We start from the raw sequence: 12,886 nt of genomic DNA, 5'->3' as shown, positions 1-12,886 counted from the left end.
GAAGCAAAGGCACTGGGAACCAATGGGCGTCCCGAGCGGTCTTCCACTGCTCGGGATACGACACGTCGTGAAGCATGCGGAAGACAGGGAGGATCCGCGGCGAGCGCATCGCGGCATGGACGGTGGTGTTGATCGTGCATGTGATGCTGGGCTGGACGCTGCTTCGCTTTCCGGTGCCCATGCGCGAAGCCAGGTCGATGGATTCCGCGCTGGACGTCGTATTAGTTGCGGCACTGCCGCGCGTGTTGGCGAAGACGCAGGAGCAAGCAAATGCGCCTTCCATCGCTCCCAGGCGTTCGCGCGTGGCCTCACGCTCGACGTCATTGCAGAGTGCATCCGCGACATCAGCGCTGGGCGGCGCGCCGGAAGCCACCACTACGCGGCCGTTATCCGCAGACTCCGTCCAGCAGGCGATCGAAACCGCGGCGCGGCAGGCACCCGGCTCGCTCCAGACCGATCCGTTCGCCCATCGCGCCGCCCGCTTGCCCGGGCACGTTGCCAACACATTTCGCATGCGCCCACCGCCGTCGCTCGCAGAGCGCGTCGCGCTGGTCGGCAAGCTGTTCGGCGGCACGGACGATCCGTGCCGCAGTGCGCGCGACAGCATCAACGAGTTGGCGCAGGCGGGCGATTCGCGCGAGCTGCAGTACGCGCTGGATTACGAGAAGCGCTTCTGCCGGTGAGGCGGCCGTGGGACCTGCGCCGGCTTTGCCGGCGACCCCTCATCCGGCGCTTCGCGCCACCTTCTCCCCGCAGGCGGGGAGAAGGGCAAGGGGACTAGCTGGCGCCTCGAGTCAAATTCGCACTCACCTCGCCCCTCGCCCCGTGAAACGGGGAGAGGGACCGCTTCGCGCAGCGAAGCAGGGTGAGGGGTGTACGGAGCGCAAGAAAAAAGCCCGGCATCGGCCGGGCTCTTTCGTTCCTGCACGCAAGCGATCTGGCTTACAACGCCTTCAGCGCCGCATTGAGCGTGGCGCTCGGACGCATCGCCGCCGACAGCTTCGCCATATCCGGCTTGTAGTAGCCGCCGATGTCGACCTTCGCCCCCTGCACGGCGATCAGTTCTTCGACGATCTTCGCTTCGTTCTCGGTCAATGCCTTCGCCAGCGGCGCGAACTTCGCCTTCAGCTCGGCATCGACGTTCTGTTCGGCCAGCGCCTGTGCCCAGTACAGGCCGAGATAGAAGTGGCTGCCACGGTTGTCGATGCCGCCGACCTTGCGCGAAGGCGACTTGTCGGTGTCGAGGAACTTCGCGTTGGCGGCGTCCAGCGTGTCGGCCAGCACCTTCGCGCGCGCGTTGCCGGTGTGGTTGGCCAGGTGTTCGAGCGACGCGGCCAGGGCCAGGAATTCGCCCAGCGAATCCCAACGCAGGTAGTTCTCTTCGACGAACTGCTGCACGTGCTTGGGCGCCGAACCGCCGGCGCCGGTTTCGAACAGGCCGCCGCCGGCCATCAGCGGCACGATGGACAGCATCTTCGCGCTGGTGCCGAGTTCCATGATCGGGAACAGGTCGGTGAGGTAGTCGCGCAGCACGTTGCCGGTGCACGAGATCGTGTCCTGGCCGGCGCGGGTGCGCTGCAGCGACAACTTCATCGCGTCCACCGGCGACATGATGTGGATCTCGAGTCCGCTGGTGTCGTGGTCCTTGAGGTAGCGCTGGACCTTGGCGACCAGGTTGCGGTCGTGGGCGCGCGCGCCATCGAGCCAGAACACCGCCGGCGTGTGCGACAGGCGCGCACGATTCACCGCGAGCTTGACCCAGTCCTGGATCGGCGCGTCCTTGGTCTGGCACATGCGCCAGATGTCGCCGGCGCCGACCTTGTGCTCCATCAGCACCTGACCGGCGTCGTCGCTCACGCGCACCACGCCATCGGCGGCCATCTGGAAAGTCTTGTCGTGCGAGCCGTATTCCTCGGCCTTCTGCGCCATCAGGCCGACGTTCGGGACCGAACCCATCGTCGCCGGATCGAACGCACCGTGCGCCTTGCAGTCTTCGATCACCGCCTGGTAGATGCCGGCGTAGCAGCGATCCGGGATCACCGCCTTGGTGTCCTGCAGCTTGCCTTCGGCATTCCACATCCGGCCCGAGTCGCGCAGCATCGCCGGCATCGAGGCGTCGACGATCACGTCGCTCGGCACGTGCAGGTTGGTGATGCCCTTGTCGGAGTTGACCATCGCCACGCCCGGACGCTGCGCGTACAGCGCGGCGATGTCGGCTTCGATCGCGCGGCGCTCGGCTTCCGGCAGCGCGGGCAGGCGGGTGTAGAGGTCGCCGATGCCGTTATTGGCGTCGAAGCCGACCTGTTCGAGCGCGGTGGCGTGCTTCGCCAGCACCTCGCCGTAGAAGCGCTTGACCACGACGCCGAACATGATCGGGTCGGAGACCTTCATCATCGTCGCCTTCAGGTGCAGCGAGAACAGCACGCCCTGCGCCTTGGCATCGGCGATCTGCGTTTCGATGAAGTCGCCCAGCGCCTGCGTGTTCATCACCGACGCGTCGACCACTTCACCGGCCTTCACCTTCAGGCCGGTCTTGAGCATGTGGCTGCGGCCGTCGGCGCCGGTGAACTCGATCTTCAGCGTGGTCGGCTGCGCGATCACGGCCGACTGTTCGCTGCCGTAGAAGTCGCCGCTGTCCATGTGCGCGACGTGCGACTTCGAATCCGTGCTCCAGGCACCCATCTTGTGCGGGTGCTTGCGTGCATACGCCTTCACCGAGGCCGGTGCGCGGCGATCGGAATTGCCTTCACGCAGCACCGGGTTCACCGCGCTGCCCTTGGTGCGGTCGTAGCGCGCCTTGATCTCGTTGTCGCGCTCGCCGCGCGGCTCTTCCGGGTAGTCCGGCAGCGCGTAACCCTGGGCCTGCAGCTCCTTGATCGCGGCCAGCAGCTGCGGGACCGAGGCGCTGATGTTGGGCAGCTTGATAATGTTGGCGTCGGGCGTGGTGGCGAGCTGGCCCAGTTCGGCCAGGTCGTCGGCGATCTTCTGGTCGTCGCGCAGGAATTCGGGGAAGTGCGACAGGATGCGGCCCGACAGCGAGATGTCGCGGGTTTCCACCGCGATCCCGGCGGTACCGGTGTAGGCCTCGATGATCGGCAACAGCGACGCGGTGGCCAGGAACGGCGCTTCGTCGGTCAGGGTGTAGAGGATCTTCGGGGCATTGGACATGAGGGGGCTCGCTGGCTCGGTCGTTCGAAAGGAGGGGGCGGCATGAAGGCCGCGGCCCGCGCAGGCTGGTCGGAGACGCTCAGACCCGGCGGGCAGACAGACCCGCCATTGTCGCGGTTCAGGCAGGCGGGGGCAAAGCGGCGATGACCGGACGGGCGGGTACGTTGCAGGCATGGCGTCCGCACCCATGACGCGCTGCCGTTTGCTTGAACAAGGGGACCCCCGCCAAGGTCAAAGCGCATTCATGCGTGGGTCGCGAAACTCGTTCCGCGTTCACAAAAAACGGGCTTCACAAAATGCGCGACTCATGCTTGTCGCGACATCGCAACCGCGCTGTACTGACCCCGCAGGTGCAGGGTGGGTACCGCGCGTTTTGGGTGGTTAGGTCATGTTGAAACAAGCTCTATTGCTGTCGTTGTTGCTGCTGGGTGCCGCGTGTCAGCCCAAGGCGCCCGCGCAGGCGCCGGTCACGCTGGCCGAAGACATCAGCCACGGCCCTTCTGCGCCGGTCGTGAGCCAGCCGCTGCCGGAAGTCGCCCCGGACGATTACCTGAAGACCACTTACTGGCCCGCCGCGCCGCTCGATACCGGCACCGCGCGGATCAGCTGCGACTACGACTACGTCGCGCTGGGCGATGGCGAGAAGCTGGAGGCGCTGACCTTCTTCGCCGTGGTTGACGCGCTAACCCAATGCCAGCCCAAGGGCGTGGTGCGGTTGCGTTACGAGGGCAAGATCGGCGCCGGCTTCACCGCGCTGGTGCAGCGCGTGGCGGCGGTCGCCGACCGCCTGGAAATCCCGGTGCGCATTCTCGACATCAGTTCCTCCGGCGGCCACGTCGAAGAGGCGATCCGCGCCGGCGACAGCATGGCCGAATCGCGCTGGGCGATCTGGGTGCGTGAAGGCTCGTACTGCCACAGCTCGTGCGTGCTGATCCTGGCCGGTGGCGATACCCGTTCCATCGCCGGCGACGTCGGCGTGCATCGGCTATTCCGCGACCAGTCCACGGCGACCTCGCGCGCCGAGCTGAGCGCCGAGTTAAAGGACGTCAGCGGCCAGGTCCGCGATTACCTGGTGCGCAATGGCGCGGATGCGCGCATCGCCGACCTGATGATGACCGTGGCCAACCGCCGCCTGCGCCTGCTCAGTGAAGACGAACTCCGCGAGTACGGTCTATCCGGCAGCAATGCGGTGCAGGACGACCTCGATCGGATTCGCCTCACCCGCCGTTGCGGCGAGGACTTCGCCCGCCGCCGCGATGCTTGGCTGCGTGCGTTCGAAAACGAATGCCTGGAGCCGGGCAAGGCCTTCGAAACGCTTGATCAGTGCGGGCGCACGCTGGAACCACGCTTCGGCTTCCCCGACGCCAGGTGCCCGACCGACAGCCCGACCGCGGATCGGCGCGGCCTGCCGGGGGGCACCACGGCGAAGGCAATCGCGCCGCCGCTGAAGCTGGATGCGACGCGGACGGCGTCGGCAGCGACGAGCGCGAAGAGGAAGTAGGTCTGCGGAACAATTTCTGACCCCCTCGCCCCGCTTGCGGGGAGAGGGACAGCGTTGCGCTAGCAACGCAGGGTGAGGGGACGTGGCGGCGTTACGAAGAGCGCCCCTCATCCGCCCTTCCCTCAGCGGGCTATCGCCCGCTTCGACCTTCTTCCCGCAAGCGGGGAGAAGGCTAAGAATTCGGCTCGTTGACGCGGCGCCCTCAGGCCCCGTGACACTTCTTGTACTTCTTGCCGCTGCCGCACGGGCACAGCGCGTTGCGGTCCGGCGTGGCTTCCTTGCGGATCGGCTCGCGCGGGGTGAGCGCTTCGATCCGGTGGTGGTGCAGGTCGGCGAGCATGCCCGGCAGGGTGGCGATGATTTCCAGGCGCTCGCGATAGCTCACCGGTGTGCCGGGGGCTTCGGGGTCCTCCCCCAGCACTTCGCCGCTGGCGAGCTGGTCCAGGCGCGCGAAGATCTCGTCGATCCAGTCTTCCTCGTCCAGCCACTGTTCCCACGCCGTTTCGCGCAGTTCGACGCCGCGGAAGAAGCCGAACGCCCAGTCGCGGCCGACATCGAGTTCGTCCGGATGCTCGGCCTCGGCTTCCTCCGGCAGCCACAGCAGCGGCGCCAGGTGTTCGGGCAAGTCGTCGTCGCCATGGCGCACGCGCTGGTTGGCCATGTTGCAGTGCCCCTGCAGCAGGGCTTCGACTTCGGCCAGTTCGGCGTCATCGGCCCAACGTGGCGGCTTGCCCCATACGGGGGGCTGCCATTCGCTGGCCGGCACTTCCTGCGGCGACACCGCCAGGGCGGACAGGTAGCCGTCGAGCGCCTCGAGGTTGAAACCCTTGAACGGCACCGCGCGCTGGTCGAGCAGGTCGGAGAGGCGCTCGATCTGCGCGTCATCGAGGTAATTAGGGGCTTTCATGGCGGCGGGGACGGGATGAGGGGTGCACAGGTTAGACGTTCGCGCGCAACGTGGCATTGGTTGGCTCGATGGCCGGCGGGCGCACTGTTGGCTGTTGGAGGTACTACCGTGGGCACTTAGCCTCGAACGTATGGAGACGCCGATGCGAGGACACCGCAGCATGTTTCTATCCGCCGTCCTTCTGGGAGTCTTCTGCATGAGCACGCAAGCCGCGCCCGTTCCCACGCCACTGCGTTGCGAAGCTGCCGAATACCGCCAGTTCGATTTCTGGCTGGGCGAATGGAACGTCTTCGGCGAGGACGGACAGCTGCTGGGTACCAATCGCATCGAGCGCAGCGATAACGGCTGTTGGCTGGTCGAGCACTGGAGCGGCGTGAGCGGCAATCACGGCATCAGCACCAATGCCTGGGATGCTCAGCACCGGGTTTGGCGACAGTTCTGGGTCGGTGGCGACGGCGTGGTGCTGCGCCTGGAAGGCGGGCGTGACGGCGACGCGATGGTGATGCGCGGCGAACTGCCGGATGGAAAGCGTGGGACCCAGCACCAGCGCATCGCATGGACTCCGCAGTCCGACGGGAGCGTGCACCAGCAATGGGACACGTCCGACGATCGCGGCGCGACTTGGCAGACCAGCTTCCATGGTGTCTACCGTCGACGAGGCGACGCGCGGCCCTAACACTCCATCGCGGCTCGCCGATAATGCGGCGATGGAACCCGCCTGCCCCTGCCAGTCCGGCCGTGCCTACGCGCAGTGCTGCGCGCCGCTGCATTGCGGCGAGACGGCGACGAATGCGGAGGCGTTGATGCGTTCGCGCTACAGCGCTTATGTGCAGGGCGATGCGAACTATCTGCTGGAAACCTGGCACGCGAGCACGCGTCCGGATGCCCTCGACTTCAGTGACGCGATGGCCACGCGCTGGTTGGGACTGGAAGTGCGCCGCTACGGTACCGCCGATCCCGATCACGCCATCGTCGAATTCGTCGCCCGTTACCGCATCGGCGGTGCACCGGCGGTGCGACTGCATGAAATCAGTCGCTTCGTGCGCGAGGACGGCCGCTGGTACTACCTCGACGGCGAATTCCCGCTGCAGTGACAGTGATGCGCGCCAAAAGCACGGATAAAAAAAGGGCGCGACGATGAAGTCGCGCCCGGCTTGCCCAGCCCCGATACCGGGGTGGAGAGAGGCGATTCGGTCTATTTGACCTCGAAGTCGCGCGACTGCACGACGTTGCCGTCGAGCGAGACTTCGACCTTGTACTTGCCGGTTGGCCAGCCCGACGGCTTGGCGATGTGGAATTCGGTGCTGCCGGCGCCGGTCAGGGTGGCGTCGCGGCTTTCTTCGTTGACGGTCTGGTTGCTGTCGACGTGGGTCCACTTCACGCCCAGCTTGCCCGGCACGCTCGCGGCCGGATCGCTGGTGTTGGTGCCGATCGCGACATAGATCGTGTCCTTCGGCCCGAAGGTGGTCATCGGCGTGGCGATCTTCATGTCGGCGCCGACCGCATTACCGAGATCGACGCTGGTGACCGAAGCGGTGGCCGGCATCGGTGCGGGGGCCGGAGCCGGAGCCGGCATAGTGGCCGCCGGCGGCGGCGTGGCCGCGACCGGAGCGGTTTCTTCCTTCTTCTTGCAGCCAGCCAGGGCGACGGCGCCGAGCGCGGCGACCAGCAGGACGGCGGAGAGGCGAGTGCGATTCATGCGTGCGTTCCTTGTGCGGTGTCGTATGCGGAGAGGTCTTGAGCGCAGCGGCGATGCTCAGTCGTCGAGCGCCGGGAGCTTGAGTACCTGGCCGGGAAAAATCTTGTCGGGATCGTCGATCTGGTCGCGATTGGCTTCGAAGATCGCGTGCCACTTGCTGGCCTTGCCGTAGTGCCGCTGCGCGATGTGCGACAGCGTGTCGCCCTTTGCCACCGTGTAGCTGGTTTCGCCAGCGCCGCCGGTGCCACCGCTACCGCCGGTGATCTGCTCGGTCGATGACGCGCCGGAGCGCACGTCGGAGAAGTCGGGGCGGCTTTGCTCGGTGCTGCTGGAGCCGCTCTTGACGTCCGAAAAGTCGGGTTTCTTCTCGTTGCTCATTGCGGGGTCTCCTCCCCAGGGTCGTGTCGACCGCGCAACGTTGGCATGCCAGTTGTTAAGGAAATATGGCGGCTGTGCCGCTGCTATTGCCGCTCGTCTCGACCTGCGCTCGGCCGCGCCATGCCCGCGGTGGCACGCCAGGGATTGATATCGAGGCCGCCGCGCCGGGTGTAGCGCGCCTCCACCGACAACGCCTGCGGCGTCGCGCGTGCGAGCAGGTCGCCGAAGATGCGTTCCACGCACTGCTCGTGGAATTCGGCGTGGTCGCGGAACGAGACCAGATAGCGGAGCAGCGCGGCGCGATCCAAGCGCGGGCCGCGATACCGGATCGTCACGCGTGCCCAGTCGGGCTGGCCGGTGACCGGGCAATTGGACTTGAGCAACGCGCTGCTCAGGGTTTCTTCGAGCACGCGTGTGACATCCACGGCGAGCAGGTCGGCGTCGGGTGGACCGTAGCGATCGATCGCCACGTTCTCCTCGTCGATCGATTCGCCGGCATTGCTGTCGTCGATTGGCGGCAGGCCGAACACCACCGACACCGTTGCGCCCGCCGCGAGCGACAGATCGACGGCGATGCGCTCGCGCACCGCAGCGTCGCTATCGAAGCGGGTTGCGTTGAAGGAGTTCAGATAGAGCTTGAGCGATTTGGATTCGATCAAATGCGGGGAATCGGCCGGCACTTCGAACGTCGCCGTCGCCGCGCGCGGCTTGCCGAGCGCATCGAGCCAGCTCAACTCGTACGCATGCCAGCGATCCAACCCGATGAAGGGCAGGGCGGTCTCGTCGATGCCGATATGGCCGCGCCCCAGCGCACGCGGAATCGGGAACAGCAGGGCGGCGTCGTATTCGCGCGGGTAGTCGACGTGGCGACCGAGCGGCAAGTCTTGCGAAGTCATTCCGCGATTTTACCGGCCCGCGAGTGAGTCATAGAAGCGACAGACCCAATGCCGCGCCAGCGGCCGACCGTGGCGAATAGCGGTGCCTTCCATAGCAGGCGCGGAAAGGCGGTTCCTCGCTTCGCCCGTAGCGCAGGAATCGGATATCGCCCCGCGCCGCGCCTGCCGACACTGGGTTCCACCACCACAGCCGACACCGGACCGCCCATGTTCACCCTCTACGACTACCTGCCTTCGCAAAACGCCTGGAAGGTGCGCCAACTGCTTGCGCATCTGCAGCGGCCATACCGCACCCGCTTGGTCAGCATCTTCGAGGGGGAGGGCCGGAGCGACGCCTATCGCACGATCAGCCCGACCGGCACCGTGCCCGCGCTCGAATTCGAGGACGGCCGCGTCCTCGCCGAATCCAACGCGATCCTGATGTACCTCGCGCAAGGCACGCCGTACCTGCCGGACGATCCGTTCGCACGCGCCAAGGTCTGGCAGTGGCTGTCCTTCGAGCAGGAGCGCGTGGAAAGCCAGATCGGCGCGCTGCGCCACTGGGCGTTGACCGGCAAGCTGCCGCGCCGGCCCGCGGCCCTGGTCGAACTCAAGCGCGGCGCCGGGCGCACAGCGCTGGAGATCCTCGAGCGCGAGCTGGGTACCCGCGACTTCATTGCCGGGGCCTATGGCATCGCTGACATCGCCTTGTTCGCCTACGCCAGCCGGGCCGACGAGGCCGGCTTCGACCTGCAGGCCTATCCCAACCTGCGCGCCTGGATCGCGCGGGTGCAGGCCCAGCCGGGATTCCTGGCCGAAATGCACCCGTATTCGATCGATCCGTACTCCAGCCGGGAGCTCGGCACGCCCACACCGGCCGCCGAACCGGCCTGAGAGCTCCCCCGGTTGGGGGAGACGACCGGGCCTAGGCCATCAGTCACGGCAACGGTCCAGCGCAAAAAAGCATCTGAATCAGGGAGTTCCGCTTGAGTCGGTCCCACCGCCCGGAGTAGGTCGTCGGTGGGGTGACTTCCGGCACAGGTGATTGGTAGATGCGGTGTTGTACTTTACCAACACACCAAGGCACACCCACCCGCCACGAGGAAACCACCATGAACGTCCGCACCTTCGAACCCCGCCGCCAGGACAACAACCAGAAGTCCGCCCCGGCTACCCAGTCCACCGACTCTGCCCAGGTCCGTCACCTGCATCGCGAACGCGACTTCGGCGTCGGCTATGGCAACAGCAGCGGTTACAACAGCAACCGCCGCTATTCCAACAGCGGGTTTGAGCCCCTGTTCCGCTGCGCGTAACACGCACCCCACTCCGGTGGCGTGCCACCCCTGCCGCCCCGAGGAGATCGTCATGAACACCCGTTTTGTCGAAGCCCCCGCTTCCCTCCGCAACAATTTCCCGGCCGCCGTCGCCGTGGCCGCCGCAGGCGCCGCGCAGGCCGCTCCCATCCGCCATGTGCACCGCGACCGCGATTTCGGTGTCGGCTATGGCAACAGCAGCGGCTATGGCCGCGACCGCCGCTACACCAGCAACGGCTTCGCCCCGCTGTTCCGTTGCGCCTGAGTCTTTGCGCTGCCGCGTAACCCCCAAGCGCGGCAGCTCCTCAAGGAAATCCAGTTCCCCGTGGGTGCGCCCGGCCGGTGCGCAGGCGACTTCTCTCGCCGCGTGCCGGCCGGTAACGCATTCAGTCGTGCACCGGTTCGGGGATGTTGTCGACGCGTGTATCGTCCGCGCGATGAATGAATCCGCCCCGCCTCCTGTCCGCGCGCTGTTCCGCCGCGATGTCTCCCTGGCCGATCTGAATGCCCTGTCCAAGGACACGGCGATGATCCCGCTGGGCATCGAGTTCACCGAACTCGGCCCCGATTACCTGCGCGGCACCATGCCGGTCAACGCCAACACCAAGCAGCCCTACGGCCTGCTTCACGGCGGCGCCTCGGTCCTGCTCGCCGAGACCTTGGGCAGCACCGCCGGTGGACTGTGCGCGCCGGAGGGGAAGGGCGTGGTCGGGATCGAAATCAACGCCAACCACCTGCGCGGTGCGCGCGATGGCATCGTCACCGGCACGGCAAGGCCGCTGCATGTCGGTGCGAGTACGCAGGTGTGGGAAATACGCATCGAGGATCAAGCCGGACGCCTGGTATGCATCTCGCGGTTGACGTTGGCAGTGGTCGCCCGCGGCTGACTGGAAGCCGCAGCGCGGCTCGCGTCGTGCGCACGACCGTGAAGAATCATGGGCGGCGCAATCGCGTTTTTGCGCCCATGACCAGTCCAAATGGCTGAACACGCCAACATTGACTCCCGTATTGCCGCGCCAATCTGTATCGTTCCTTCATGACCGCGCCGTCCTCCACACTCGGCGCCGACGCGTCCTCGGCGCGCCTGGCGCGCACCTGTCGTTATCTGTACCGCCTGCCGCTGCTGGCCTGGCACGTGCTGATCGATCTGCCGTTGGCGATGCTGCTGACCACGCCGCTCACCGCGCGCCTGCGCTGGGGCGGTGAATCGCTGGAACACCGCGTGATCCGCGCCTGGTCGGCCGGACTGATGCGGGTGTTCGGCTTCCGCCTGCGCCGCGTCGGCACGCCGCTGCCGGGTGCGGCGATGTTCGTCGCCAACCACGTCAGCTGGATCGACATCGAGACGCTGCACAGCCAGCGCATGATGGGCTTCGTCGCCAAGCGCGAGATCCAGAGCTGGCCGGTGGTGGGCTGGTTGGCGCAGCGCGGTGAAACCATCTTCCACGCACGCGGCAGCACCGAATCGTTGGGGGGCGTACTGCACGAGATGCTCTCGCGCCTGCGCGACGGCCGCAGCGTCGGTGTGTTTCCCGAAGGCGGCACCCGCGGCGGCCGCGAGATCGGCCCGTTCCACGCGCGCATCTTCCTGGCCGCGGTTGAGGCCGGGGTGCCGGTGCAGCCGGTGGCGCTGCGCTACGGCGAGGGTGGCAGCGCGCAGCACATCGTCGCGTTCCAGCCGCGCGAGAGCTTTTTCGCCAACTTCGTGCGCCTGCTCGGCGAACCCGCGCGCATGGCCGAAGTGCATTTCCTCGAGCCGATCGCCCCGGGCGACGCGGAAGGCCGGCGTCGCATCGCCGAGCTGGCACGCAGCCGGATCATCGCGGCGATGGCCGGTTGAGGTCGTACCGCCACGCCGAATGCGTTTACCCAGATAAGCCGGCGCCGATGCGTCGGCCACGTGATCCGGTGCGGCGATCGCGTCTCGCCGACAGGGGGCTACGATGCTGACTGCCGTTATGTCGACCGACCCGATGCTGACCGCCGCCGACTACCAACCGCCGCGCTGGCTGCGCAACGCGCATATCCAGTCGTTCTTCGGCAGCAGCACGTTGCGACGGCGCCGTGGCGAGCGCCTGCTGCAGGCCTGTAATGCGGTCACCACCGAACACCTGATCGACGGCGGCGACGGCGTGCGCCTGCAGGGCCTGCACAGCGCGGTGCCCGGCATGCGCTCGCGCGGGCTGGCGCTGTTGCTGCACGGCTGGGAAGGCAGCGCCGATTCCAGCTACATGCGCCTGACCGCGGCGCAGCTGCTGGGCTGCGGCTTCGAGGTGTTCCGGCTGAATTTCCGCGACCACGGCAACACCCACCACCTCAACGAAGGCCTGTTCCACTCCAACCGCATCGACGAAGTGGTGCATGCGGCGCGCGACGTGGCCTGGCGCTTTCCGCAGCGACCCCTGGTGGTCGCCGGCTATTCGCTCGGCGGCAACTTCGCCCTGCGCCTGGCGCTGCGCGCACCGGACGCGGGCCTGGACATCGCGCACGTGGCCGCGGTGTGTCCGGTGCTGGATCCGGCCCGGACCATGGAGTCGATGGAGCAAGGCCTGCCGGCCTACCTGTGGTATTTCGAGCGCAAGTGGCGGGCCTCGCTGGCGCGCAAGCGCGAACTGTTCCCGCACGTGCATGCCTTCGACAACCAAGTGCTCGGACTGCGCATGCGTCCGCTGACCCAGTGGATGGTCGAGCGGCATACCGACTTCGGCACGCTGGACCGCTATTTCGACGGCTACTCGATCGCCGGCAACCGCCTCGCCGGGCTGCAGGTTCCGGTCAGCATCCTGATGGCCGCGGATGACCCGGTGATCCCGCTGGAGGGGTTCAACCAGCTGCAGCTCCCGTCTAGCGCGCGCCTGGAAATCGCGCCCTGGGGCGGGCACTGCGGCTTCCTGGAAAACGCGCGCCTGGACGGCTTCGCCGAACGCTGGGTGGCGCAGCGGCTGGCCGCGACCACGGCAGCCTTGGCGGCCCAGTCCGAAGCAGCCTGAGCGCGCCGCCCGGGAGCGGCGGCGCAGGGGGCCGGCGCGGCATACAATCGCCGAC

15 protein-coding genes are annotated in these 12,886 nt (G+C 67.1%); 10 read left to right on the top strand and 5 right to left on the bottom strand.

All coding sequences use genetic code 11. The annotated features are described in order from the left end of the window. Positions 1-74 precede the first annotated feature (74 nt). The gene (locus ACYVGK_RS00730; RefSeq protein WP_460731310.1) at positions 75-683 is read left to right on the top strand and encodes a hypothetical protein; all 609 of its coding nucleotides are present in this window, start codon (positions 75-77) and stop codon (positions 681-683) included. A gap of 259 nt (positions 684-942) precedes the next feature. Here the strand turns inward: ACYVGK_RS00730 and ACYVGK_RS00725 are convergent, their stop codons facing one another. Further along, the gene (locus ACYVGK_RS00725) at positions 943-3,168 is read right to left on the bottom strand and encodes an NADP-dependent isocitrate dehydrogenase (protein ID WP_460731309.1); all 2,226 of its coding nucleotides are present in this window, start codon (positions 3,166-3,168) and stop codon (positions 943-945) included. Between the two features lie 388 nt (positions 3,169-3,556). Between ACYVGK_RS00725 and ACYVGK_RS00720 the strand changes: the two genes are divergently transcribed. Next, positions 3,557-4,669 carry a COG3904 family protein gene (locus ACYVGK_RS00720; protein ID WP_460731308.1) on the top strand — a complete coding sequence of 371 codons (1,113 nt, stop codon included), beginning with the start codon at positions 3,557-3,559 and terminating at the stop codon, positions 4,667-4,669. Positions 4,670-4,871: 202 nt separating this feature from the next. Here ACYVGK_RS00720 and ACYVGK_RS00715 read toward each other — a convergent pair whose 3' ends face one another. Then, positions 4,872-5,576, bottom strand: coding sequence for a UPF0149 family protein (locus ACYVGK_RS00715; RefSeq protein ID WP_460731307.1), 705 nt, complete (start codon positions 5,574-5,576; stop codon positions 4,872-4,874). 196 nt (positions 5,577-5,772) lie between these two features. Between ACYVGK_RS00715 and ACYVGK_RS00710 the strand changes: the two genes are divergently transcribed. Together ACYVGK_RS00710 and ACYVGK_RS00705 are read left to right on the top strand one after the other, a co-directional pair. Continuing rightward, a complete protein-coding gene (locus tag ACYVGK_RS00710; RefSeq protein ID WP_460731306.1) occupies positions 5,773-6,252 on the top strand; it encodes a hypothetical protein in 480 nt (159 codons plus the stop codon). Between the two features lie 31 nt (positions 6,253-6,283). Beyond that, a complete protein-coding gene (locus ACYVGK_RS00705) occupies positions 6,284-6,670 on the top strand; it encodes a YchJ family protein (RefSeq protein WP_460731305.1) in 387 nt (128 codons plus the stop codon). A 101-nt stretch (positions 6,671-6,771) separates the two neighbouring features. On the opposite strand, the gene ACYVGK_RS00700 is transcribed toward ACYVGK_RS00705, so the two are convergent. The 3 genes from ACYVGK_RS00700 to queF form a co-directional block, all read right to left on the bottom strand. Continuing rightward, a complete protein-coding gene (locus ACYVGK_RS00700) occupies positions 6,772-7,275 on the bottom strand; it encodes a hypothetical protein (protein ID WP_460731304.1) in 504 nt (167 codons plus the stop codon). Between the two features lie 57 nt (positions 7,276-7,332). After that, positions 7,333-7,653: a LysM peptidoglycan-binding domain-containing protein gene (locus ACYVGK_RS00695; protein ID WP_460731303.1), complete on the bottom strand. Its 321-nt coding sequence runs from the start codon at positions 7,651-7,653 to the stop codon at positions 7,333-7,335. 83 nt (positions 7,654-7,736) lie between these two features. Further along, entirely contained in the window at positions 7,737-8,549 is an 813-nt protein-coding gene (gene queF, locus ACYVGK_RS00690; protein ID WP_460731302.1) for an NADPH-dependent 7-cyano-7-deazaguanine reductase QueF, read from the bottom strand. A 207-nt stretch (positions 8,550-8,756) separates the two neighbouring features. On the opposite strand from queF, the gene ACYVGK_RS00685 reads away from it, so the two are divergent. From ACYVGK_RS00685 to ACYVGK_RS00660, 6 genes are all read left to right on the top strand, one after another. Next, a complete protein-coding gene (locus ACYVGK_RS00685) occupies positions 8,757-9,422 on the top strand; it encodes a glutathione S-transferase family protein (protein ID WP_460731301.1) in 666 nt (221 codons plus the stop codon). 218 nt (positions 9,423-9,640) lie between these two features. Further along, complete coding sequence (locus ACYVGK_RS00680; protein WP_460731300.1) at positions 9,641-9,841, top strand: hypothetical protein; 201 nt, start codon at positions 9,641-9,643, stop codon at positions 9,839-9,841. Between the two features lie 52 nt (positions 9,842-9,893). Continuing rightward, on the top strand, positions 9,894-10,106 hold the full coding sequence (locus ACYVGK_RS00675; RefSeq protein ID WP_460731299.1) for a hypothetical protein: 213 nt from the start codon (positions 9,894-9,896) through the stop codon (positions 10,104-10,106). A 172-nt stretch (positions 10,107-10,278) separates the two neighbouring features. Then, the gene (locus tag ACYVGK_RS00670) at positions 10,279-10,728 is read left to right on the top strand and encodes a hotdog fold thioesterase (protein WP_460731298.1); all 450 of its coding nucleotides are present in this window, start codon (positions 10,279-10,281) and stop codon (positions 10,726-10,728) included. 149 nt (positions 10,729-10,877) lie between these two features. Next, positions 10,878-11,681 carry a lysophospholipid acyltransferase family protein gene (locus ACYVGK_RS00665; protein ID WP_460731297.1) on the top strand — a complete coding sequence of 268 codons (804 nt, stop codon included), beginning with the start codon at positions 10,878-10,880 and terminating at the stop codon, positions 11,679-11,681. Between the two features lie 133 nt (positions 11,682-11,814). Then, entirely contained in the window at positions 11,815-12,831 is a 1,017-nt protein-coding gene (locus ACYVGK_RS00660; protein WP_460732410.1) for a YheT family hydrolase, read from the top strand. Positions 12,832-12,886: the final 55 nt, after the last annotated feature.

The organism is Lysobacter tyrosinilyticus, from assembly GCF_054779815.1.
Note: the sequence above shows the minus strand (reverse complement) of the source record. Positions and strands in the feature narration are given on the sequence as shown.